This window comes from Burkholderia sp. BCC0419, from assembly GCF_902830285.1.
GTDB lineage: Bacteria > Pseudomonadota > Gammaproteobacteria > Burkholderiales > Burkholderiaceae > Burkholderia.
On sequence record NZ_CADESR010000001.1, the window covers coordinates 2,029,173 to 2,053,568 of the forward strand.

Annotated in this window: 20 protein-coding genes; 8 read left to right on the plus strand and 12 right to left on the minus strand. The window is 68.7% G+C overall.

What is annotated here, in order from left to right:
* Positions 1–56: 56 nt before the first annotated feature.
* The 8 genes from HWW87_RS09060 to HWW87_RS09095 all read right to left on the minus strand — a co-directional run bounded on the left by HWW87_RS09060 (position 57) and on the right by HWW87_RS09095 (position 9,071).
* Positions 57–941 carry a MurR/RpiR family transcriptional regulator gene (locus HWW87_RS09060; protein WP_174432021.1) on the minus strand — a complete coding sequence of 295 codons (885 nt, stop codon included), beginning with the start codon at positions 939–941 and terminating at the stop codon, positions 57–59.
* 283 nt (positions 942–1,224) lie between these two features.
* A complete protein-coding gene (locus HWW87_RS09065; RefSeq protein ID WP_175820009.1) occupies positions 1,225–2,397 on the minus strand; it encodes a Gfo/Idh/MocA family oxidoreductase in 1,173 nt (390 codons plus the stop codon).
* A gap of 32 nt (positions 2,398–2,429) precedes the next feature.
* Positions 2,430–3,356 carry a TIM barrel protein gene (locus HWW87_RS09070; protein WP_175820010.1) on the minus strand — a complete coding sequence of 309 codons (927 nt, stop codon included), beginning with the start codon at positions 3,354–3,356 and terminating at the stop codon, positions 2,430–2,432.
* Between the two features lie 39 nt (positions 3,357–3,395).
* Entirely contained in the window at positions 3,396–4,409 is a 1,014-nt protein-coding gene (locus HWW87_RS09075) for a Gfo/Idh/MocA family oxidoreductase (RefSeq protein ID WP_175820011.1), read from the minus strand.
* Between the two features lie 74 nt (positions 4,410–4,483).
* Positions 4,484–5,395, minus strand: a complete 912-nt coding sequence (locus tag HWW87_RS09080) for a sugar phosphate isomerase/epimerase (RefSeq protein ID WP_175820012.1) — start codon at positions 5,393–5,395, stop codon at positions 4,484–4,486.
* A 44-nt stretch (positions 5,396–5,439) separates the two neighbouring features.
* Positions 5,440–6,465: an ABC transporter permease gene (locus tag HWW87_RS09085; protein ID WP_175820697.1), complete on the minus strand. Its 1,026-nt coding sequence runs from the start codon at positions 6,463–6,465 to the stop codon at positions 5,440–5,442.
* Between the two features lie 27 nt (positions 6,466–6,492).
* Entirely contained in the window at positions 6,493–8,076 is a 1,584-nt protein-coding gene (locus HWW87_RS09090; protein ID WP_175820013.1) for a sugar ABC transporter ATP-binding protein, read from the minus strand.
* A gap of 68 nt (positions 8,077–8,144) precedes the next feature.
* Positions 8,145–9,071: a sugar ABC transporter substrate-binding protein gene (locus HWW87_RS09095; protein WP_175820014.1), complete on the minus strand. Its 927-nt coding sequence runs from the start codon at positions 9,069–9,071 to the stop codon at positions 8,145–8,147.
* 316 nt (positions 9,072–9,387) lie between these two features.
* Here HWW87_RS09095 and iolC point away from each other — a divergent pair, with 316 nt between their 5' ends.
* From iolC to HWW87_RS09120, 5 genes are all read left to right on the plus strand, one after another.
* Positions 9,388–11,343, plus strand: coding sequence for a 5-dehydro-2-deoxygluconokinase (iolC, locus tag HWW87_RS09100; protein ID WP_175820015.1), 1,956 nt, complete (start codon positions 9,388–9,390; stop codon positions 11,341–11,343).
* 46 nt (positions 11,344–11,389) lie between these two features.
* A complete protein-coding gene (gene iolD, locus HWW87_RS09105) occupies positions 11,390–13,273 on the plus strand; it encodes a 3D-(3,5/4)-trihydroxycyclohexane-1,2-dione acylhydrolase (decyclizing) (RefSeq protein WP_175820016.1) in 1,884 nt (627 codons plus the stop codon).
* Between the two features lie 61 nt (positions 13,274–13,334).
* Entirely contained in the window at positions 13,335–14,264 is a 930-nt protein-coding gene (iolE, locus tag HWW87_RS09110) for a myo-inosose-2 dehydratase (protein ID WP_175820017.1), read from the plus strand.
* A 55-nt stretch (positions 14,265–14,319) separates the two neighbouring features.
* A complete protein-coding gene (iolB, locus tag HWW87_RS09115; protein ID WP_175820018.1) occupies positions 14,320–15,138 on the plus strand; it encodes a 5-deoxy-glucuronate isomerase in 819 nt (272 codons plus the stop codon).
* 114 nt (positions 15,139–15,252) lie between these two features.
* Entirely contained in the window at positions 15,253–15,747 is a 495-nt protein-coding gene (locus HWW87_RS09120; protein ID WP_175820019.1) for a heme-degrading domain-containing protein, read from the plus strand.
* A 28-nt stretch (positions 15,748–15,775) separates the two neighbouring features.
* Here HWW87_RS09120 and HWW87_RS09125 read toward each other — a convergent pair whose 3' ends face one another.
* From HWW87_RS09125 to HWW87_RS09140, 4 genes are all read right to left on the minus strand, one after another.
* Entirely contained in the window at positions 15,776–17,227 is a 1,452-nt protein-coding gene (locus HWW87_RS09125) for an MFS transporter (protein WP_175820020.1), read from the minus strand.
* Positions 17,228–17,303: 76 nt separating this feature from the next.
* Positions 17,304–18,323 carry a cyclase family protein gene (locus tag HWW87_RS09130; RefSeq protein WP_175820021.1) on the minus strand — a complete coding sequence of 340 codons (1,020 nt, stop codon included), beginning with the start codon at positions 18,321–18,323 and terminating at the stop codon, positions 17,304–17,306.
* Positions 18,324–18,375: 52 nt separating this feature from the next.
* Positions 18,376–19,656, minus strand: coding sequence for a CoA transferase (locus tag HWW87_RS09135; protein ID WP_175820022.1), 1,281 nt, complete (start codon positions 19,654–19,656; stop codon positions 18,376–18,378).
* Between the two features lie 58 nt (positions 19,657–19,714).
* Positions 19,715–20,479 carry an IclR family transcriptional regulator gene (locus HWW87_RS09140; RefSeq protein WP_175820023.1) on the minus strand — a complete coding sequence of 255 codons (765 nt, stop codon included), beginning with the start codon at positions 20,477–20,479 and terminating at the stop codon, positions 19,715–19,717.
* Positions 20,480–20,708: 229 nt separating this feature from the next.
* Here HWW87_RS09140 and HWW87_RS09145 point away from each other — a divergent pair, with 229 nt between their 5' ends.
* The 3 genes from HWW87_RS09145 (at position 20,709) to HWW87_RS09155 (ending at position 24,382) form a co-directional block, all read left to right on the plus strand.
* Positions 20,709–21,599: a CoA ester lyase gene (locus HWW87_RS09145; RefSeq protein ID WP_175820024.1), complete on the plus strand. Its 891-nt coding sequence runs from the start codon at positions 20,709–20,711 to the stop codon at positions 21,597–21,599.
* Between the two features lie 187 nt (positions 21,600–21,786).
* Positions 21,787–22,869: a porin gene (locus HWW87_RS09150; protein ID WP_175820025.1), complete on the plus strand. Its 1,083-nt coding sequence runs from the start codon at positions 21,787–21,789 to the stop codon at positions 22,867–22,869.
* Between the two features lie 46 nt (positions 22,870–22,915).
* Positions 22,916–24,382, plus strand: a complete 1,467-nt coding sequence (locus HWW87_RS09155) for an MmgE/PrpD family protein (RefSeq protein WP_175820026.1) — start codon at positions 22,916–22,918, stop codon at positions 24,380–24,382.
* The last annotated feature ends 14 nt before the right edge of the window (positions 24,383–24,396 follow it).

A 24,396-nucleotide genomic window follows, 5' to 3' on the forward strand; every position in this document is an offset into this window, starting at 1 on the left:
CCGGCCGGTGCGCCATCCGCCGATCCGTTCGGCGGGCGGCGCACCGGCAGTCGGGATCAACCGGCTTTCGTGCCGTGCGCGCCGTCGGCGGTCGGCATATAGGACAGCTCGAGCCGGTACGCGAGCGCGACGAACAGGCTCTGCGCGAGGCCCATCGTGGCCGTCAGCGCGCGAAACCCGAACGTCGCGCTTTCCTGCACCATCAGCGTCACCTCGGCCTCCCGCGCGAGCGGGCTCATCCGGCTGTCGGTGATCGCGATCAGCCGCGCGCCGCGCTGCGCGGCCTGCTGCGCGACCTGTACCGTCTCGTCCGCGTACGGCATGAACGAGATCGCGATCATCACGTCGCCCTCGCGCACCGACCGGATCTGGCCGAGATGCATGCTGCCGAGCGCGCTGAACAGCCCGATGCGCTTGTCGGTATGCTGCAGCGCATAGTCGAGATACACGGCGATCGGAAACGCGCGCCGCGACCCGGCGATCCAGATCGCCTGCGTATCGGCGAGCAAATCCACGGCCTGCGCGAGCGCCTGCGAATCGAGCGTCTGCCGCAACTGCTGCATCCCGGCAATGCTGCCCTTGATGAATTCGTCGGCGATCTGTTCAGGCTGCAGGCTCGACGAGCCGGCTTCGATCACGTCGCGCAGCCGCAGGTTGTACGCGCGCCCCGGCGCGATCTGCTGCGCGAGCCCCTCGCGGAACAGCCGCTGCATCTCGGAGAAGCCGGAAAAGCCGAAATGCTTCGCGAAGCGCACGACGGCCGACGGCTGGACGCCGCATGCCTCCGCGAGCGACTGGATGCCTTCCAGCCCAAGCTGGTCCCGATGCGTTTCCACGTGGCGAGCGATCACCTTCAGGCGATTGCTGAGGCCGTCGTACTCCTGCGTCAGGTGCTGCAGGAACTGCTCGACGGTGGCGGGAGGTTTCTCGGATGAACTCATCGGATAGCGCGAAGTTGACGGCCCCGATGCGTGCGCATGGCTGGCGGACGCGGCCCGGGGCTCGACTGGATACATGCATGAAGGGCGAATTTAATCACGTTTGCGGCCCGGCCCGCGCCGCCTGCTCGCTCCCACGCGCTCGATCATCACTTGCACACGCTCCACGGCGATACTGGAAACGATTTTCCATCGCTCCCGCCGTGCCGTAAAGATTAGGGCGTTTACCGACGTGAACGCCGACGCCCCGGCCGACGGCCGATGCCGCGCATCGGCCAGCCATGGCTCAACGATAGTCGACCCACACGCCGCCCGCATCGGCCGAACGCACGCAGTTCTCGACCCAGCGCACGCCCTCGACGCCCGCGTGCACGTCCGGAAAGCGGATGGCCTTCAACGCCGCGGCGTCGCCGCGATCGGCCGCATCCATCGCGAGCGCGAAGCGCGCGTACAGGTTCGACCATGCTTCGAACAGCCCTTCCGGATGCCCGGCGCCGATGCGGTCTTCGCGCAATGCGTGCGGATGCAGGTAGCCCATCCCGCGATCGAGCACCTGCGCAGGCTGCCCCTGGATTTCGTAGCGCAACTGGTTCGGATGCTCGTCCCACCATTCGACGCTCGCCTTCGAGCCGATCACGCGCACCTTCTGCCCGTGCATCGAGCCGGCGTTCACCGCGCTCGACCACACGTAGCCGATCGCCCCGGTGTCGTATTCCATGATCGTGAACGCGTTGTCCTCGAGCGGTGCGCGGCTCTTCACGAAGCTTTGCCGCGAACACATCAGCCGCCGGATCTTGAGTTCCGGCGCCATCACCTCGGAGATGTACAGCGGATGCGTACCGATATCGCCGAGCACGTAGCTCGGGCCTGCGAACTTCGGATCGACGCGCCAGCGCGCGGCCGCGCTCGCGGCCTCGACGCCTTCGCTGTGAAACCCGTGCGCGAACTGCATCTGTACGATGCGGATCTCGCCAAGGTCGCCGCGCGCGATCATCTCGCGCGCCTGCTCGATCATCTGGTGTCCCGAGTAGCCGTACGCGACACCGACGATCCGGTTCTTGTCGACCGACAGCCGCTGCAGCGCCTCGGCCTCCTCGGTCGTGAAGCACAGCGGCTTCTCGCAGACCACGTGCAGCCCCGCGTTCAGCGCGGCGCGGCAGATCTCGAAGTGCGTGTTGTTCGGCGTCGCGATCGACACCGCGCGGATGCCATCCGGGCGACGCGCCTCGGCGTCGAACATCGTCGCGTAGTCGGGATAGCAGCGCTCGGCCGCGACGCCGAGCTTCACGCCGAACTGGCGGCCGCGTTCGGGGTCGAGGTCGAATGCGCCGGCAACCAGCTGGAAGCTGCCGTCGCGCAGCGCGGCCGACCGGTGGCTGTAGCCGATCTGGCTGCCGAGCCCGCCGCCGACCATGCCCCAGCGAATCGAGTGTCCAAGCAGAATCTGTCCGTCAATCATGATGATGGTGTTCCAGGTGCGTGTTCAGGGGGTCATGCAAAACCGGCCGACGCGAGAAACGCGCGGCTCGCGGCGACGTCGCGCAGGCTCGTGCCGGCGTTGCGCGGGTCGCGCTCCTGCTCGATCGTGATGTAGCCCGCGTAGCCGATCTCGTCGAGCGCCTGGCGGATCGCGCGGTAGTCGAGCACGCCGGTGCCGATCGGGCACATCACGCCGCGCGCGCAGGCGGCGAAAAACGCGATGTGTTCGCCCATCACCGCGTCGTACACGGCCGCGTCGATATCCTTGAAATGCACGTAGTCGAGGCGCGCCGCATGGCGGCGCAGCCACGTTTCGGGGTCCATGCCCGAGTAATGCAGATGGCCGGTGTCGAGACACAGGCCCGCCGTATCGGCCGGAATATCGGCGACGATCCGGTCGATCTCGTCCGCGAACTCGATATAGCCGCCCGCATGCGGATGGATCACCGCACGCACGCCGAACTCGTCGCGCGCGACCGTCGCGATCTGCCGGATATGGTCGACCATCCGCGCCCAGCGCTCGTCAGACAGCCGCGGCGCGCGATCGCCGTGGCCGGCCGCGTAGTCGCGTTCCTCGTGGCCCCAGTCCATCACGACCAGGTACGGTGCCGCGTAACGCTGGCCGCCCTGCGTCGGCAGCTTCGGCAGCCGCGTGATCAGCGCGCAGATCTCGCGCGTCTGGCGCAGCAGGTTCGGCAGGTTCTCCGGCGACACGAGATCGTCGAAGATCGTGCCGGCCGTAATGCTCAGGCGCTGGCGTTCGAGTTCGGCACTCACCACGTCGAGGTCGAGCGGGATGTAGCCGTACGGCCCGAGCTCGATGCCCGAGTAGCCGGCCTGCGCGGCCTCGGCGAGCACGTGCCGCCACGGCGGCAGGTGCGGGTTCTTCACATCGTCGACGCCCCAGCAGCACGGCGCGCAGCCAATCTTCATCGTCATGTCGGTCAGTCCGGCAAGTAAGCGGCAAGCGGCCGCGGGTCAGCCTCGATAGAACGCGGGACGGTCGGCCATCGCGATCGGTTCGACCGCGCCGCTCTTCTGCGCCCGCACGCACGCGTCGGCCGCGACCGCCGCCGCGTAGCCGTCCCATGCGGACGGCCCGGTCAGCGCACCCTGCCGCACGCCATCGATGAACGCCTGCAGCTCGACGTCGTACGACGCGATGAAGCGTTCCTTCCAGTCGGTCATGATCTCGACCGACTGCCGCGCCGCCTGCTTGAGCCCGACGGCCGGCGGATCGGGCAGCTTCGCGATGCCGTTCTCGCCGACCACCTCGCACTGGATGTCGTAGCCGTACTGGCAGTTCACGAAGATCTCGACGTCGATGCGCACGCCGCTCGCGGTTTCGAGCAGCACGATCTGCGGATCGGCGAGATGCGCGGACGCATGGCGCGTCTTCTTCGGGTAGACGACCTGCGCATTCGCATAGTCCTCGCCGAGCAGCCAGCGCAGCACGTCGAGTTCGTGGATCAGCGTGTCGGTGATCGCCATGTCGGTCGTGTAGCGCTCGCCGACCGACTGGTTGCGGTGCGCGCAATGCAGCATCAGCGGCGCGCCGATTTCGCCGCTGTCGATCACGCGCTTGAGCGCACGATAGCCTTCGTCGTACGGCCGCATGAAGCCGACCTGCACGAGCCGCTTGCCGTGCGCGACTTCGGCTTCGACGATCCGCATGCAGCCGTCGGCCGTGACGGCCAGTGGCTTCTCGCAGAACACCGGCTTGCCGTGCGCGATCGCGTCGAGCACGAACGCTTCGTGCGTCGGCCCCCACGACGTGACGAGCACGGCCTGCACGTCGGTGGCCGCGACCACGTCGTGGCCGTCGCCGTAGATCTCGGCGTCGAGCCCGTACTTCGTCACCGCGTCGCGCGCCTGCTGCGGATCGATGTCGTTGACGGCCACGACGCGCGCGCCGGACAGCGTGCGCGTCAGTCTGCGAATGTGGTCCTGGCCGATCGCGCCGCAGCCGATCACGCCGATTTGCAAGGTCATGCAGTTGTCTCCAGTCGTTCGTTCATCAGCGGCGCGGCCCGTGCCGCGCCGGTCAGTAATCGGTCATCAATCGGTCAGCGCGCGGTGCGATCGAAATGGCGATCGACGTAGCGCTGGATCGTGTCGCGCATGTAGCGCGACGAGGCTTCCGCGCGGTCCTCCCACGCGAACACGCACGACGACATCACGCCGTCGAAGCCGGCCGCGCCGAGCGCGCGGAAAAACACGTCCCAGTCGATCTCGCCCTGCCCGATGTCGAGATGCTGGTGCACGCGGATCTGGTTCGAGCCGGGCGGGTTCACGATGTAGCGCAGCTGGCTGCTCTTGCGGTGGTCGAAGGTGTCGGCCACGCGCACGTGCGCGAGGATCGGTGCGGCCTGCGCGATCATCGCGGCCATGTCGTCGCCGTAATAGAACGTGTGCGGCGCGATATACGACAGCTTCAGCGACGGCGAGCCGAGGTTCGTGACGATGTCGATCGCCGGCTGCAACTGCTCGATCCAGTCCTCCGGATGCGGCTCGACCGACAGCACGATGCGTTCGCGCTCGAGGATCGGCAGCAGCACGTCCATCGACCGGAACCACGCGGCTTCGCACAGCTCCTTCGGGTTCGCGCCCGGCCGCTCGCCGACCGAGCGCTCCGGCGACGCGCCGCGCCCGAACTCCGACACCATCAGCGGACACTCCATCTCGACCGCGACCTCGATCGCCTTCTGCCAGCAGCGCACGGCCCATTGCCGCTCGTCCTCGAACGGGCTGGCCCAGCGGTACATCGGCTGCAACGACGCGAGGCCGACGCCGCTCGCGCGCATCGCCTGGCGGAACGCGGCCATGCGCTCGCGGGTCGCGCGCGGCATCACCCACCAGTCGAGAAAGTCGCTGCGCGGCGACAGCTCGATCTGGTCGTAGCCGAGCTCGGCCACCGCATGCGGCAGCCGATCGAGCGGCAGGTGGCGAATCATGTAGGGATCCAGAGCGATCTTCATCTTCTTCCCGGGCGGTTTCGTGGTTTCGGCAGGGGTGGAATCGGTCAGCGGCGCGACTTCTTGTTGCGATACTGGTCGGCGATCACGGCCGCGACGATGATCGCGCCCTTCACCATCTCCTGGTAATACGCGTCGATGCGGATGAACGTGAAGCCCGACGTCATCACGCCGAGGATCAGCACGCCGATCACGGTGCCCGTCACCCGGCCGAGGCCGCCCGACAGCGACGTGCCGCCGATCACGACGGCCGCGATCGCGTCGAGTTCGTACATCACGCCCATGCCCGACTGGCCGGAGATCGCGCGCGCGGCCGTCACGGTGCCGGCGATCCCGCTCAGGAGGCCCGCGATCGCATAGACGAAGATCAGGTGCCGCGTGACGTTGATGCCCGACACGACGGCCGCATGGCGGTTCGCGCCGATCGCATAGGTGTACTTGCCGAAGCGCGTGTAGCGCAGCACGACGTGGAAGATCGCGGCGATCACGACAAAGATGATCACCGGATTGGCGCCCGCGCCGATCGCCGCGAACGGGTCGGTCAGCATCGACACCGGCATCCCGTTGGTGAACCACTTCGCGAAGCCGCGCGCGGCGACCATCGTGCCGAGCGTCGCGATGAACGGCGGGATGCCCGTCATCGCGATCAGCGTGCCGTTCAGCAGGCCGACCAGCAGCCCGACGCACACGCCGGCCAGCACCGGCCAGATGATCGGCAGGTCGGTGAGATGCGGAAACACCGCGCGCGGGAAGTCGGACACCTGCGCGAGGCTCGCCGACACGACGGCGGCCGCCGCGACGACCGACCCCGACGACAGGTCGATCCCGCTGGTGATGATCACGAGGTTCACGCCGACCGCGATGATGCCGATCACGGCCATCTGCAGCACGATGATCTCGAGCCGCTCGGCATTGAACAGGAAGCTCTGGCCGACGACGATCCAGCCGACGATCTCGAAGAACAGGCTGATGCCGACCAGCACGAGGAAGATGCTCAGTTCGGGCGGCCACTTCGTATGCCGCGACTTGAGTGTCATGGTCTGCGCATCCGCGACCGGGTTCAGGTTGCCCATTTCAGTTGTCTCCACTCTTGTTTCGGGTCAGCGCGACGCGAGATCCATGATGCGGACCTGGTCGGCGTCCTTGCGATCGACGATGCCGGTCATGCGCCCTTCGTGCATCACCATCACGCGATCGCTCATCCCCAGCACTTCCGGCATTTCCGACGAGATCATCAGCACCGCGACGCCCTTGCCGGCGAGCGCGCTGACGAGCCGGTGAATCTCGGCCTTCGCGCCGACGTCGATGCCGCGCGTCGGTTCGTCGAGGATCAGGATGCGCGGCTGCGTGAGCAGCCAGCGGCCGATCAGCACCTTCTGCTGGTTGCCGCCCGACAGGTTCTGGATAGCCTCGTGCAGCCCGGGCGACTTCACGCGCAGCATCCGGCTCATTTCCTCGCAGTCGCGCTTCAACTGCGCCTGCTGCACGAAATTGAACTTCACGTAGCGGTTGCTGAGCACCGCCGCTTCCATGTTCGCGAGCAGGTCGAGATTCAGGAAGCAGCCGGAATCCTTGCGATCCTCGGTGAGGAACGCCATCCCGTGCTTCATCGCCTGCGCGGGCGTCGCGATCCGCACCGGCTTGCCGTCGATGCGGATCTCGCCCGACGTGGCCGGCACGACGCCGAACAGCGCCTCCGCGACGTTCGAGCGCCCCGAGCCGACGAGGCCCGCGACGCCGAGGATCTCGCCCGCGCGCAGCTCGAAGCTCACGTCGCGGAACACGCCGTCGACGCACAGATCCTTCACCGACAGCACGACGTCGCCGATCGGCACCTCCTCCTTCGGGAACATCTGCGTGATCTCGCGCCCGACCATCATGCGGATGATGTCGTCGCGCGTGACGTCGCTCGACGCATGCGTGCCGATGTACTTGCCGTCGCGGAACACCGAGAACTCGTCGGCGATCTCGAACAGCTCGTTCATCTTGTGCGTGATGTAGACGATGCCCTTGCCCTGCTCGCGCAGCTGGCGAATGATCCGGAACAGGTGCGTGACTTCCTTGTCGGTCAGCGCGGAGGTGGGCTCGTCCATGATCAGCACGTCCGAGTCGAACGACACGGCCTTCGCGATCTCGACCATCTGGCGGCTCGCGACCGTCAGCGTGCGCACGTCGGTTTCCGGATCGATGTCGATCGACAGCCGCTCGAACAGCGCGGCCGTGCGGCGGCGCAGCTCGGCGTGATCGATCAGGCCGAAGCGGTTCTTCGGTTCGCGGCGGATCCAGATGTTCTCCGCGACCGTCATGTACGGCATCAGGTTGAGCTCCTGATGGATCATCGCGATGCCGCGGTCGAGCGCATCGAGCGGGCCGTTCAGCACGACCGGCTCGCCGTTGATCAGGATTTCGCCCTGGTCGGGCGTGTAGACGCCCGCGATGATCTTCATCAGCGTGGACTTGCCGGCGCCGTTCTCGCCCATCAGCGCATGAACGGTGCCGCGGCGCACGCGGAACTGCACGCCGTCGAGCGCGACGACGCCGGGAAAGGACTTGCCGACGCCGCGCACCTCGAGCACGCAGTCGGCTACGGAAGAAGGCGGCGAACCGGACGAGCCGGCCGCCCCGGACGAAGCGGCCGGCGCGTCGCCGCCGGCCATCGGGCGCGCGATCCTGGCTGTAAACATGGACGTTCCTCGACAAGTCGCGCGCGAACCCGGCCGTGCCGGGCCCGCGCAGTTCAACGGGACACCGGTCAGTGCTTCGCGTACTGGTTCATGTTGTCGGGCGTCACGAGCTCGAACGGCACGTTCACGTAGCGATCGACGGGCTGCTTCTTCGCGAGCTTGAGCGCCGCGGCCACCGCCTGCGCGCCCTGCCCGGTCGCGTTCTGGTAGACCGACACCTTCAGCTCGCCGGCCTTCATCGCCGCGAGGCCGTCCGGCGTCGCGTCGATGCCCGCGACGATCGTCTTCGGCGTCAGCTTGCGCGCGGCCTTCAGCGCGTTGATCGCGCCGATCGCCATCTCGTCGTTGTTCGACACGATCGCGTCGAACCTGGTCCCGGAGCTCAGCCAGTTCATCGTGATGTCCTGGCCCTGCGTGCGGCTCCACTTGCCTTCGCGCTTGTCGACGATCTTCATGCCCGCGCAATCCTTCGTCGCGATCACGTCCTCGATGTCCTTGGTGCGGGCGCGCGCCGATTCGTTGGACAGCTCGCCCATCAGCACGAGGATGTCGCCCTTGCCGCCGAGCAGCTTGCACACCTGGCGCGCCTGCAGCGTGCCCGACTGCTTTTCGTCGGAGGCGACGACCGCGACGCCGGCCGGCAGCTTGTCGAAATCGACCGGCTTGCGGTTCACGTAGATGAGCGGGATCTTCGCCGCGGTCACCATCTTCGTGATCTTCGGCGTCGCGTCGGTATCGACCGGATTCACGATGATCGCGTCGACCTTCTGCGCGATCATGTTCTGGACCTGGCTCAACTGCTTGCCGACGTCGTTGCCGCCGTCCTCGATCTGCACCGTCGCGCCGTCCTTCTTCGCCGAATCGGCGATGCTGTTGCGCAGGATGGTCAGGAATGTGTCGTCGAACGATGCCATCGTCACGCCGATCTTCTCGGCATGCGCGAGCGGCGCAGCCAGGATCGCGGCGGCCGCGACGGCCATCAGCTGGGTCTTCATGATCAATCTGTCTCCTCATCTCCGGGGGCGGAAGACGGCGCGTTGCGCGCCGCCGGGCCGAGTCCGATCTGGTCCGATCGGGACTGAAGCATCCGGATGAAACTGTAGATCACTTCCTCGAAAATTTGGAAATTTATTTCTACGTGATTTCACCTAGGGAACTGGATTTCCAAAAAGTCTAGACTCCGTTCCGTAGCCCGAATCCCGGCGGCAGGCAGCCTCGCGTCGTGCAGCACATGCTGCGGACACCCGCCGCCGGATCGGTCCCCTAATCTGCCGGCAGCGCCGAACGCCGGCCGCGAGCGTGACACGTGATATGAGCCTGCTGAACTTTCCGAGTGACCGCCCCATCGATCTCGCCTGCCTCGGCCGCGTGGCCGTGGATCTCTATGCGCAGCAGTACGGCAGCCGCCTCGAGGACGCGCGCAGCTTCCAGATGTATCTCGGCGGCTCGTCGGGCAACGTCGCGTTCGGCGTCGCGCGGCTCGGGCTGAAGACCGCGATGATTTCGCGCGTCGGCGACGAACAGATGGGCCGCTTCCTGCGCGAGACGCTCGAGCGCGAAGGCTGCGACACGAGCCAGCTGCAGACCGACCGCGAGCGCCTCACCGCGCTGGTGCTGCTCGGGCTGAAGGACCGCGATACGTTCCCGCTGCTGTTCGTGCGCGAGAACTGCGCGGACATGGCCGTGCGCGCCGACGAGATCAGCGAGGACTTCATCGCCGGTTGCCGCGCGCTGGCGATCACCGGCACGCATCTGTCGACGCCGGCCACGCGCGAGGCGTCGCTGACTGCGTTGGCGTATGCGCGCCGGCACGGGGTCGTCCGCATTCTGGACATCGACTATCGGCCGGTGCTGTGGGGGCTGACCGCACGCGGCGCGGGCGAGAACCGCTACGTGCCCGACGCGCAGGTGACGCGGCAGCTGCAACAGGCGCTCGGCGAATTCGACCTGCTGGTCGGCACCGAGGAGGAATTCCTGATCGCGGGCGGCGTGCCGCATGATTTGATCGGGTCGTTGCAGGCGGTACGCGCGATCACGAACGCGACGCTGGTCGTCAAGCGCGGCGCGCTCGGCTGCTGCGTGATCGAAGGCGACATTCCCGCGCGCATCGAAGACGCGCCGACCTTCCTCGGCGAACGCGTCGAGGTACTCAACGTGCTCGGCGCGGGCGACGCGTTCCTGTCGGGCCTGCTGTCGGGGCTGCTGTGCGGGCGCGACTGGGCCGAAGCGACGCGCGTCGCGAACGCGTGCGGCGCGATCGTCGTGTCGCGCCATGCATGCTCGGCCGCGATGCCGACGCCGGCCGAACTCGCGCACTGGTTCGACGGCAGCCGCAATCCGGCGGTCGATGCCGACCGCACGCTCGCGCACCTGCATCGCGTGACGGTGCCGCGCCGCGAATGGGACGACCTGTGCGTGATGGCGTTCGACCATCGCAGCCAGTTCTACGAGCTCGCGGTGCAGGCCGGCGCGGACGAAGCGCGGATCAAGACGCTGAAGCGCCTGCTCGTGCGCGCGGTCGAACAGGTCGAACGCGAGCGCGGGATCGCCGGCCACGTCGGCGTGCTGATCGACGGCGGCGCGTACGGCAGCGACGCGCTCGCGTCGGCCACCGGGCGCGGCTGGTGGGTCGGCCGCCCGGTCGAGCTGCCGGGCTCGCGGCCGCTGCGGTTCGACGAGACGCGTTCGGTCGGCTCGTCGCTCACGCACTGGCCGACCGAACAGGTCGTGAAGTGCCTCGTTCACTATCACCCCGACGACAACGTCGACCTGCGCGTCGAGCAGGAGCAGCGCGTGCTGGAACTGTGGGAAGCCACGCGCGCGAGCGGCAACGAGCTGCTGCTGGAAATGATTCCGCCGCGCGCGGTCACGCCGGCCGGCACCGAGGACGACGCGGTGCTGCGCACGGTCGCGCGCTTCTACAACCTCGGCGTGAAGCCCGAATGGTGGAAGCTCACGCCGCTGAGCGCCGACGGCTGGGCGCGGCTCGCCGCGCTGATCGCCGAGCGCGACCCGCATTGCCGCGGCGCGGTGATCCTCGGGCTGAACCAGCCGCTGCAATACCTCGTCGACAGCTTCCGCTCGGCGACCAACCCGATCGTCAAGGGCTTCATGGTCGGGCGCACGCTGTGGGCCGATGCGTCGCTGAACTGGTTCGCGGGCCGGATCGACGATCAGGCGCTGATCGACGAAGTGGCCGGCAACTTCGCGCAACTGGTCGACGCGTGGCTGGGCCGACGTACCGCCGCGCGCGCCGCCGCGGCCTGATGCCGATGCCTGTGACGACCACCCGACTTCTCTCTATCGACCGACGATGACCACCACCGTAAGACTGACCGTCAGCCAGGCGCTCGTGCGCTACCTGGCCGCCCTGCGCGCCGAAGTCGTCCAGCCCGACGGCCGCACCGAGATCCTGCCGTACTGCGGCGGCGTGTTCGCGATCTTCGGCCACGGCAACGTGGCCGGGCTCGGCGAAGCGCTGCATGCGGAGAAGGACCGGCTGCCGACATTCCGCGCGCACAACGAGCAAGGGATGGCCAACGCGGCCGTCGCGTTCGCAAAAGCGCATTTCCGCCAGCGGATGATGGCCGCGACGTCGAGCATCGGCCCCGGCGCGACCAACATGCTCACCTCCGCCGCGCTCGCGCACGTCGGCCGCTTGCCGCTGCTGCTGCTGCCCGGCGACGTGTTCGTGTCGCGGCTGCCCGACCCGGTGCTGCAGCAGGTCGAGGATTTCGAACAGGGCGACGTCAGCGCGAACGACTGCTTCCGGCCCGTGACGCGCTATTTCGACCGCATCACGTCGCCCGAGCAACTGCTCGTCGCGCTGCCGCGCGCGATCCAGGTGATGACCGATCCCGCGCAGTGCGGCCCCGTGTGCCTCGCGCTGCCGCAGGACGTGCAGACCTTCGCGTACGACTGGCCCGAGGATTTCTTCGCACCGCCGGTGATCCGGATGCGCCGGCCGCCGGCCGACGCGCTCGAACTCGCCGACGCGCTCGACGTGCTGAAGGCCGCGCAGAAGCCGCTGATCGTCGCCGGCGGCGGCGTGCTGTACAGCCAGGCGTGGGACGCGCTGCGCACGTTCGCCGACACGCACGGCGTGCCGGTGGCCGAATCGCAGGCCGGCAAGGGCAGCCTCGCGTGGGATCACCCGCTGAACCTCGGGTCGATCGGCGTGACGGGCTCGCCCGCCGCGAACCGCGCGGCCGCGCAGGCCGACGTCGTGTTCGCGGTCGGCACGCGGCTGCAGGACTTCACGACCGGCTCGCACGCGCTCTACGGCGACGCGACGCTGTTGAGCCTGAACGTGCAGCCGTTCGACGCGGGCAAGAAACGCGGCCGGCAACTGGTGGCCGATGCGCGCACGGGCCTCGGCCAGCTGTCGGCCGCGCTGGCCGGCTGGCGCGCCGACCCGGCGTGGACCGCCGCGAACCGCGACCAGGCCGCCGCATGGAACGCGCGTGTGACGGAGCTGACCACACGGATTCCTAAGGACACGCTGCCGTACGACGCGGAAGTGATCGGCGCGGTGCGCGACTCCGCGGCCGACGCGGGGCGCGACAGCGCGCGCGACGATGTCGTCGTCTGCGCGGCCGGCACGCTGCCGGCCGAACTGCACAAGCTGTGGCGCAGCGGCGTGCCGGGCAACTACCACATGGACTATGCGTATTCGTGCATGGGCTACGAGGTTGCGGGTGGTCTCGGCGCGAAGCTCGCGCGGCCCGAGCGCGAAGTGATCGTGATCGTCGGCGACGGCTCGTACATGATGCTCAACGCGGAGCTCGCGACCTCCGTGATGCTCGGCCGCAAGCTCATCGTCGTGATCCTCGACAACCGCGGCTACGGCTGCATCGAGCGGCTGCAACTCAATTGCGGCGGCGCGAGCTTCAACAACATGCTCGACGACTGCGTGCCCGCAGGCGGCGAACGCTCGACGATCGACTTCGCGATGCATGCGCGCTCGATGGGCGCCGAAGCCGTGCACGTGCGCGACGTCGGCGAGTTGCGCCACGAAATGAAGCGCGCGCGTGCAGCGACGACGAGCCAGGTGCTCGTGATCGACACCACGCACCATCGCACCACCGACGACGGCGGCGCATGGTGGGAAGTCGCGGTGCCGCAGGTGTCCGAACGCGCCGGTGTCGTGGACGCGCACCACGCGTATCTCGACGCGAAGACCCGCCAGCGGCGCTGATCCGCCCGCCCTTTCCATCGGCCGCGCCGACACAACAACATTCGAACCCAGGAAGCACGCCATGAGCTGGAACGTCCGCATCGGTATCAACCCCCTGTCGTGGATGAACGACGACCTGCCGTCGCTCGGCGGCGAAACGCCGCTCGAAACGGCGCTGAAGGAAGGCGCCGAAATCGGCTATACGGGCTTCGAGCTCGGCAACAAGTTTCCGAAGACCGGCCCCGAACTGAAGGCGAAGCTCACCGAATTCGGGCTCGTGTGCGTATCGGGCTGGTATTCGGGCTTCCTCGCGGAAGTCGCGCCGGGCATGACCGACGCCGATGCGGTCGCGGCGGAAATCGAGCGCTGCCGCACGCACATGACGAAGCTGCAATTCAACGACGTGAAGGTGGTCGTGTACGGCGAATGCGCGGGCACGATCCAGGGCAGCATCGACATGCCGGTCGCGAAGCGGCCGCGTTTCGTCGACGACGAAGCCTGGCGGCGCTATGCGGCGCGCCTCGACGCGTTCGGTGCGCACCTGCTCGACACCTACGGAATCAAGCTCGCCTACCATCACCACATGGGCGCGTACGTCGAATCGCCGGACGACGTCGACCGGCTGATGGCGCTGACCGATCCCGCGAAGGTGTTCCTGCTGTTCGACACCGGCCATGCGTATTTCGGCGGCGCGGCCGACCCGGTGACGCTGCTGAAGAAGCACGTATCGCGCGTGGCGCACGTGCATTGCAAGGACGTGCGGCCGCAGGTCGTGAACCAGGCGCGCAACGACGGCTGGAGCTTCCTGAACGGCGTGATCAACGGCACCTTCACGGTGCCGGGCGACGGCGCGCTCGACTACGACGCGACGCTGCGCACGCTGAAGGACGCCGGCTACGAAGGCTGGCTCGTCGTCGAGGCCGAGCAGGATCCGGCCGTCGCGCCGAGCTATGCATATGCGAAGAAGGGCTACGAGTCGCTGCGCGCGATCGTCGACCGGTTGAGCGCGTAAGCACGCGCGCAAGCGCCTGAGCGTTCGCGCCCTACCCTATTGCGGAGACCCACTCATGACGATTTCTCCCCTGCTGGTCAAGGCATCCGCCGACCGCGAAATCTGCAACGTCACGCCCGAATCGGCCGGCTGGAAGCATGTCGGCTTTCGCGCGCTGCGGCTGAAGGCCGGCGACGCCGAGACGCTCGACACCGGCACGCGCGAGCTGTGCGTCGTTGTGCTGACGGGCACGGTGCGCGCCGAAGTCGACGGCGAAACCTACGATGCGCTCGGCAAGCGCGACAGCGTGTTCGAGGATGTGTCTCCCGACGCGCTGTACGTGCCGGGCGGCAAGACCGTCACGCTGGTCGCGACGCGCGATGCGGAAGTCGCGCTGTGCACCGCGCCGTACGCGAGCGGCAACAAGCGCGTGCAGCGCCTCGATGGCGAGCGGATGCGCCGCTCGGTACGCGGGCAAGGCACCAACACGCGCTACGTCTGCGACATCCTGATGGGCGACAACCCGGCCGCCGACCGGCTGCTCGTCGTCGAAGTCGTCACGCCGGCCAGCCATTCGAGCAGCTATCCGCCGCACAAGCACGACCGCGACGCCGCGCCCGACGAAACCTCGCTCGAGGAAACCTACTATCACCGGATCGATCCGCCGCAGGGCTTCGCGTTCCAGCGCGTGTACACGGACGACCGCAGCCTCGACGAAGCGTGCGCGGTCGAAAACCACGACGTCGTGATGGTGCCGCGCGGCTACCACCCGGTGGTAGCGCCTCACGGCTACAACCTGTACTACCTGAACGTGATGGCGGGCCCAAGCCGCGCGTGGGCGTTCAAGAACGATCCCGCGCACGAGTGGATGCTCGATGCGGCGCCGAAACGCTGAAGCGCTGACGTGCTGAAACGCCGAAGCACTGAACGGAAGACGGGCCCGCGCGCGGCCCGCGACGATGCGACGCCCGGCGCGCGCGTACAGCGCCGGCAACGCGACGGAGCCGCCATGGTGACGCCCCCCTTTCGCCTCGAACCCCACGCCTGCGACGACGATGCGTCGAACCCGGCGCTGCCGCACTTCAATGCGGCCGTCGCGCGCCGCATCGGAGAAATCGCGGTCAACCTCGCGTCGCGACGCGGGCTGCCGATCGCGGTCGGCATCGTCGGCGGGCACGCGCCGCTGTTCTACTGTGCGCTCGACGGCAGCGGCGCGCACGACAGCGATGCGATCCGCCGCCGGCAGAACACCGTGCTGCGTTTCGGCCAGAGTTCGCTTGCGGTCGGCGCGTGCTTTCGGCGTGCCGGCTGGTCGCTGCGCTCGCAGGGCCTGTCGGACGACGACTACGCGCTCGACGGCGGCGGCGTGCCGTTGCGGATCGCGGGGGCCGGCATCGTCGGCGCGATGACGATCGCGGGGCTCGGCTCCGAACGCGATCACGCGCTCGTCGTCGAATGCTTGCGGTGGCACGTCGGCGCGACTGCGCTGGCGATGAGCGCGTAGGCGCCGCTACGCCATCGCACGGACGCCGTCACGAACGGCGCGTCGGCAGCGCGTCGAGCGTGCTTGCCGGCCGTTTCGCCACGGCCGCATCGGCTTCCTCGTCCGGGATATCGTCGAGCGACCGGTTGTTGGTGCGCGGCCCGAACGCGCCGATCGCCAGCATCACGATCAGCATGCTGCCGCCGATCAGCGCGAACACCGCGGACACCCCCGCGCGTTCGAGCAGCACCGCGACGATGAAACTGCTGGCCGCGCCGGTCAGCCGGCCGATCGAATGCACGAAGCCGAGCGCCCGCCCGCGAATTGCGGTCGGAAACAGTTCCGACTGGTACGCGGTACCGTTGCTCGCGAGCACCGTGCTCGCCAGCGTGACGAGCAGGCCGAATGCGATCACGAACGGCGCTTGCGCCGACATCGCGAACGCGCTGCCGAACAGCGCGACGCCGAACGCCGACGCGACGATCAACCACTTGCGCTCGATGCGGTCCGCGAGCAGGCCGGCGACGAGCGGCGACACCGGATACGCGAACGCGATCACGAACGCATAGCCGAGGCTCTTCGCGACGGTCGCGCCCTGCGCGGCGAGCAGCGTCGGCAGCCATTGGCTGAAACCGAAGAAGCCGATGCTCAGGAACCCGTTGAACGCGATCAGCATCGCGGTGCGGCCGCGGTGCCGTGCGTCCCACATCGACGGCACGCGCCGCGCGGGTTGCACGGCGGCGGCCGGTGGCCGGACCGCCGGCAGCGGCCGCCCCGATTCGCGCGCCGCGATCTGTTCGAGTTGCGCCACGATCCGCTCGGCCTCTGCTTCGCGGCCCACGCCGACCAGCCAGCGCGGCGACTCGGGCAGGCGCGCCTGCAGCCACCAGACGACCACCGCGCCGCTTCCGCCGAGCAGCACGACCCAGCGCCATCCGGACCAGCCGAGCGGATCGTGCGGCACCCAGAGCCACGATACGAACGCGAGCACCGGCATGGCCAGATACCCGACGGCGAAGCAGACGGCGAACGCGCGGCCACGCACCGCCTTCGGCACCAGCTCGGTCAGGAACGCGCCGATCGTGATCAGCTCCGCGCCGACGCCGCAGCCCGCGACGAAGCGGCACACGAGCACGCCGATCGCGCTCGACTGCACACACATCGCCAGGCTCGCGACGGTATAGAGCAGCAGCGCGCCGGTAAACAACGCGCGGCGCCCGTAGCGGTCCGCCAGGCGCGACACGAACATCTCGCCGACGAACAGCCCGATGAACGTCGCCGCGCCGAGCGCGCCCTGGTCCGACATGCCGAGCACGCCGCGTGCGCCGGTGTGAAAGATGCCGTCGCGGATCAGCCCGGGCGGCAGATAGGTCATCTGGAACAGGTCGTAGACCTCGAAAAAGCCGCCCACGCTCAGGAACAGCACGAGCTTCCAGATGCCGGCCGTCGCGGGCAGGCGGTCGATGCGCGCGGCGAGCGATGCCGCAACAGAGTCAGACATGGCGTGTCCTCGGTAGTCCGCCCGCGCGGCGCGCGGGACGTCGATCAGCGCGCGGCGCGGGCCGCGCGGCAGGCAATCACACGGTGGCGACCGGATTGACCGGCGAGCCGACGAGCCCGCGCAGATGCAGCGGCGGCGCCGTCAGCAGGAAGCGGCTGCGGCGGTGTTCGTGCAGCCAGTCCGCGAGCGGCGTCAGGTGCCATAGTTCGCCGAGATGGATGCCGAGCTTGAACAGGCACAGCTCGTGCAGCGGCATCAGCGCACCCGGTTGCGCGAGCGGCTGCGCGTCGCGCGGGCGCTCCTCGACCGCGTGGTTGTCAGCCGCGAGCGCGGCGAGCCCCGACGCGTCGATCCAGTTCAGCAGACGTTCGTCGGCGCCGTCCAGCACGCAGCATGCGTGCGGCGCACCGGTCTCGCCGCGCGTGGCGGCGGCCAGCAAAAGTTCGGCGAAGCCCGTGTGCACGCAGACGATATCGCCGCGCTCGACGCGCACGCCGTCCGCGCGCAGCACCGCCATCCAGTCGTCGAAGCCGATCTTGCGCGGTGCGTCGCCGAAGTGGCGGCGCAGGTCGACCATCACGCCGCGCCCCTGCACGCCGGTGCGCGCCATCACCTCGATACCGAGCGCCCGCGCGCCGCCCTCCGCGGCACCCGCCTCCGGCACGCGGATATGCTCGTCCATCCGGTAGCCGTTGTAGAACACACGGGCCGTTTCACCGTCGCCCGCCGGATCGAACAGCGAGCCGACGTGCGACAGCGCGTCCCATTGCGTCGAGAACTGCGAATGCAGGCAGAACGCGTCGTCGCAGACCACGTCGGTGGCGTTCGCCACCTGTTCGTCGGCGCGATAGCCGAAGTACGGCTTGTCGCCCAGCAGCGCCGGCATGATCGCAGGTGGCCGACGCCGCGCATTCAGTCCGCCGCCGCGCGGCACGTCGAGCGGCAGGCTCAGCGAAAACACGCGGCCTTCGTGCACTTCCGCGACGCCGCGCAGCACGGCGTCCGGCGTCAGCCAGTTCAGGCGCCCCTTCTGGTCGTCCGGGCCGAAATCGCCCCAGTTCGAGCCGGCGGGGCGATGGGTCCAACGCGGATTCATGGTGTCTCCTCCGATGTCCGGTGCATCCGGTCTCTGCCGGTGCGCGGCCCGCTCACCGCGAACGGATCACGCCCAGCGCGGCGAGTCGCGCGTATTCGTGCTCGCCGAGCAGCGGCTGCAGGATCTCGCGGTTGTGTTCGCCGAGCGCGGGCGCGGGCCGGCGGAAGGCGCCGGGCGTGCCCGACAGGCGCGGCGTGACGTTGTGCATCGGCAGGCTGCCGACGTCGTCGTCGGGCAGCTCGACCAGCGCCTCGCGCTCGATCACGTAGCGATCCGCGACGATCTGCGCGATGTCCTGGATCGGCCCGACCGTCACGCCCGCTTCCTCGAAGAACGCGAGATTGGCGTCGAGATCACGCGCGGCGATGAATTCGCCGACGATCGCGTCGAGCGCTTCCGCGTGCCGCACGCGCAGCACGTTGGTCGCATAGCGCGGATCGTCGATCAGGTCCGCGCGGCCGATCGCGCGGAACAGCCGCTCGGCCATCGCCTGCGTCGAACTCGACAGGCACAGCCATTTACCGTCACGGGTGCGATACGCATTGCGCGGCGCGGTGTTCGTCGAGCGGCTGCCGGTGCGCGGCTTGATCTCGCCGGTCATCACGTAGTTCGCCGCGGCCGGCCCGAGGATCGACAACAGCGGCTCGAACAGCGACACGTCGATCACCTGCCCGGCCGCACGCCGCGCGCCGCGCGCATGCAGCGCGACCAGCACGGCGAGCGCGCCGGACATCCCGGCCGTCATGTCGGCGAGAAACATCGGCGGAAGCACCGGCTCGCGATCGGCGAACCCGTTGATCGCCGCGAAGCCCGCATAGCCTTCGGCGAGCGTGCCGAAGCCCGGCTTGTGGCGATACGGCCCGGTCTGCCCCCAGCCGGAAATCCGCGCGATCACCAGTTCCGGGCGGATCGCGAGCAGGTCGTCGGGGCCGAGCCCCATCCGCTCCGCGACGCCGGGCTTGAAGCTTTCGACGAACACGTCCGCGTCGCGCACCAGCCGGCGCACGATGTCGACGCCCTCCGGCGTGCGCAGATCGACGCACACACTGCGCTTGTTGCGTCCGTACACCTTCCAGTTCGTGCTGATGCCGCCCGCGCCGACCGCGCGCAGCGTATCGCCGCGCTCGCTTTCGACCTTCACGACGTCCGCGCCGAAGTCGGCCAGCTGCACGCTCAGCATGTTGCCGGCCATCAGCCGCGACAGATCGACCACGCGCACGCCGGACAGCGGCCCGGCGGCGTCAGCATCGAACGATTTCGGATGGATCGGGCCGGTGGGCGCGCGACGATGCGCGCCGGCCGCGCGCGCGGCCTGCGGGTCGGGTACGGACATGATGTCTCCTGGTAGTTATCGGTCGGTGGGTCACGGATGCGCGCGCCGCGCGCCGGCGCTACTCGAACAGCACACCAAGCTGGTCGGTTGCGGGAAACGCCGCGCCCGTCGCGGGCAGATCGCCGCCGAGCGCGTGCGTCAGCTCGGCGGCGGCAGCCTGCACATGGGGCAGGTAATCGGCCAGCACTTTCTTGTTGAAGCGATAGCGCGGCACGCCGAGCGAGATCGCCCCGCTCAGCACGCGGCCGACGCCGAACGCCGGGCACGCGATCGCCGCGCTCTCCGGATCGCGCTCGGCAATCGACACCGCATAGCCCTGCTCGGCCGTCTTCTCGTACTCGCCGCCGCGCGTGCCGGAAAACGCGAGCAGCACGCGCCCCGCCGCGCCGACGTCGAGCGCAAAGCGGTCGCCTTCGCGCAGATGCGTGCTCACCGCGCGCTGCGCCTGGATGCGGAACAGGCAGACGCGCTGGTCGCCTTCGCGCACGTAGAGCGCGGCGGTCTCGCCGGTCTGCGCCGACAGCGTCGACAGGATCGGCATCACGTGCTCGCGCAACTGGAACGACTCGCGGTACATCACGCCGAGCTGGAAGACGGCCGGCCCCAGCACGTAGCGCCCGTCGGGCAGACGCTTGATGAAACGGAACTGTTCGAGGGATTCGAACATCCGCAGCAGCGTGCTCATGTTGAGCCCCGTCACGTCGCTGACCTGCGCGAGCATCAGCCCGCCGGGCGCGCCGGAGAAGGCCAGCAGCGCGGTCAGCGCGCGATTGACCGCGGCCACGCCGCCTTCTGCCTGATTGCTCGTCTCCACCTTGCTCATGTCCGCCTCGCGCTGGGCCGGGCGGCGTGAACGGCGCACCCGGAGCCCATCTAAAAATGAAAGTGACTTTCATTATACGCAGGACGGCCGTGACATCAACATGAATTCGCACAACGTCATTCGTTCATCTTCTTTCAATTTCTCTTAAATATAGGCGTTAACGATAATCTTGACGAATGGGCCCATCGATCACAAAAATAAAAGTGACTTTCATTTTCAGAGAACAACGATGAATTCCTCTTCCCAACCGGTCTGGCGCTCGCTTCTCTACGTCCCTGCCCACGTCCCCCGCTTCGTCGAGAAGGCCGCGACCAGCGCAGCCGATGCGCTGATCCTCGACCTGGAAGACAGCGTCCCGTTCGCGTGCAAGCACGACGCCCGCGACGGCCTCGCCGACGCCGTGCCGAGGCTGCGCGCCGCCGGCCGCGACGTGCTGGTCCGCGCCAACGGCCCGCTCGACCTGCTGGTGCCGGACCTGCGTGCGGCCGTGCAGGCGGGCGTGCACGGCATCGTGCTGCCGAAGGTGCGCGGCGGCTCGCATGTCGAGGCGATCGACGAACTGCTGGCCACGCTCGAGGATGAAGCCGGCGCCGCGCCCGGCAGCACCCGCATCGTCGCGATCATCGAAACGCCGCGTGCGTTCCAGGCGATGGACCGGATCCCGCGCGCGTCGCCGCGCGTCGTCGCGATGATGCTCGGCGGCGCCGACTTCGCGTTGAACTGCGAAAGCGGCACCGGCGCCGACGTGCTGCGCGTGCCGAAGCAGTTGCTGATCATCGCCGCGCGCGCGGCCGGCATCCTGCCGCTCGGCCTGCTCGGCGGCCTCGACGAACTGCGCGACCTCGATGCATTCGAGCGCATCGCGCGCACCTCTGCGGCGTTCGGCTACGCGGGCGCGACCTGCATCCATCCGCTGCAGGTCGATGCGCTGAACCGCGCGTTCCGGCCCGACGACGACGCGGTGCGCGACGCGCGCGCCGTGCTCGCCGCGTACGACGACGCGCGCGCCAACGGCCGCGGCGCGCTGCGCATCGACGGCCGAATGGTCGACGCGGCAGGCGTCGCGCAGGCGACGCGCGTACTCGCGCGCGACGCAGCCGTGCGGGCACGCGCGCGCTGACGATGCGCACGCCTCATCGCCGGCCCCCGCTGCCGAACGCCGTCCGCGTGCGTCGTGCGACGCACGCGAGCGGCCCGGCACGGCACGCGCCGTTCGTCGTCCGCCCCGGATAGCGACGCCGCGCCGCGCGCCCCGACCCGCGCGGCGCTCATGACGAACAACAATCCCAAAACAAGGAGACAGCCCCATGGGCAAGCGAATGTCCGCATTGTGCGGACTGGGCCTCGTATCGGCCGGCGCCTGCGCGCAGACCAGCCTCACGCTGTACGGCGTCGCCGACGTCTACACCGAATTTCTCACCGGCCAGGCCGCGCCCGACGGCAAGTCGTCGGCATCCCTCGCGCGGATGGCCTCGGGCGGCAAGAGCGGATCACGCTGGGGCCTGAAGGGCGTCGAGGCTCTCGGCGGCGGCTGGCAGGCGGCGTTTCGCGTCGAGAGCAGCATCAACCTGACCAACGGCGCCGGAGCCGGCACGGGCGGCTTCGACCGCTCCGCGTGGGTCGCGCTGCAACACGAGCGCTGGGGCGCGCTGCGGCTCGGCCGCCAGTACACGACGCTGTTCGACATCATGGAGCGCTATTCACCGACGGGCGCCTATTCGACGCTGTACGAGCCGGACGGCGCGATCGTCGGCATCAACTATCGCGAGAACAACGTCGTCAAGTATCTGGCGAAGCTCGGCGCGCTGACGCTCGAGGCCCACTATGCGTTCGGCGGCACGGCCGGCGCATTCCAGTCGAACGCCGCGTACGGCGCGGGCTTCGACTATGCGGGTAGCGCGTTCTCGTTCGCCGCGGCGTTCGACGACGTCCACACGCCGAGGCCCGGCGGCTTCGCGCATTTCCGCCGCTACGCCGCTTCGACGCTCGTGCCGCTCGGGCGCGCGCAACTGCTGGCCGGCGTCGAGCACGCGCACAGCGACATCGCCGCGCCGTCGGTCGTGACGAACTTCACGTTCTGGTGGGTCGGCGTCCGTTATGGCATCACCGATTTCCTGCAGGCGATCGGCGCCGTCTATTACGAAAAAATCCGCGCACGGAATCCGGCGAATGCGCAAACGCCGGCATCGCGCCCCCTCAGTCCGCAGCAGGTCACGCTGCAACTGAACTACTTCGTGTCGAAGACGGTGACGCTGTACCTGGCGGCCGGCTACGCGCACCGCGCCGCGCTCGATTTCGACAACGACAACTACAACTTTCTGCACTATTCGCTCGCCGCCGGTCGCTCCGGCAGCGCGGGCGTCGCGCTCGGCCTGCGCAAGGCGTTCTGACCTTGCCGCCCTCTTCCCGCACCTGGAACCTTCGGAGTCCAAAATCATGAATCGCCGCCACTTTCTTTCCGCGCTGACCGGCGCTGCCGTCGCGTTGCCGTTCGCTCACGCCCGCGCGGCCGCAACCGCCGATACCCGCAACACCAGCGAGCCCGAGCTCGCCCGGCAGCTCGCCGACTACGCAGCCGGGCTGCAGTATCACGACCTCGACGCCGCGACCGTCGAAACGATCAAGGCGCATCTGATCGACGCACTGGGCTGCGCGATCGCCGCCCACGACGAACCACCGGTGCGGATCGCGCGCACCGCGGCGCTCGCGTCGCCCGGAGGCATCTCGACCGTGATCGGGACGAACCAGCGCACGAGCCCCGATCTCGCCGCGTTCGCGACCGGCACGGCGCTGCGCTACTTCGATTTCAACGATGCGTATGCCGGCAAGGAAACCGGCCATCCGAGCGACAACGTCGCCGCGTGTCTCGCGGTCGCCGAAGCGCAGCACGCTACCGGCCGCGACCTGATCCTGTCGATTGCGATCGCGTACGAAATCGCCTGCCGGCTGATGGACGCCGCCGCGATCAGCCCGCGCGGCTGGGATCACACCTGCTACAGCCTGCCGGCCGTCGCGCTCGCCGCGGGCAAGCTGATGCGCCTGCCCGCGCCGCAACTCGTGCAGGCGGTCAACCTGTCGATCAACAGCCATCTCGCGCTGAACCAGACGCGGGTGCAGCAGTTGACCAACTGGAAGGCATTCGCCGACGCCGACGCGGCGCGCAACGCGGTGTTTTCGACCGAACTCGCCCAGGCCGGCCTCACCGGCCCCGCGCCGATATTCGAAGGAGCGGCCGGGTTCTTCGCGCAGGTGTCCGGGCCGTTCACGCTCGACACCGGCGCATTCGGCGGGCGCGGCGGCACGTTCCGGATCGGCCGGTGCTTCGTGAAGTTCTATCCGGCGCAAGGGCTCACGCAAACCGCGATTCCGGCCGCGCTCGCGGTCGCCGCGCAGGTTGGCGACCTGCGGCGCATCCGGCGCATCGAGATCCACACGACCGAAGTCGGCTACGTGACGGCCGGCCGCGATCCGGAAAAATGGGCGCCGTCGACCCACGAAACCGCCGATCACAGCCTGCCCTACATCGTCGCGCGGGCGATGCTCGACGGCGACATCACGACCCGCAGCTATGCGGGCGCCGCGCTGCGCGACCCGGCATTGCGCGCGCTGATCGGCACCATCACGGTCAACGCGGATCCGGCGCTGACGGCCCGCTATCCCGCACATGCGCCGAATCGCGTGACGGCCGTGTGCGACGACGGCGCGATCTATACGAAGCAGGTGGACGATCTGCCGGGCTCACCGACGCAACCGATGCGGCGCGACGACTACGAAGCGAAGTTCACGAAGAACTGCCGCCAGCACTGGAGTGCGGCGCGGATGCGTGCCGCACTCGATTTCCTGTGGCGACTCGATGAACAGCCCGACGTCGCGACGCTGCCGCCGCTGTTCGTCGTCGGCTGACCCGCGCGCGGCCC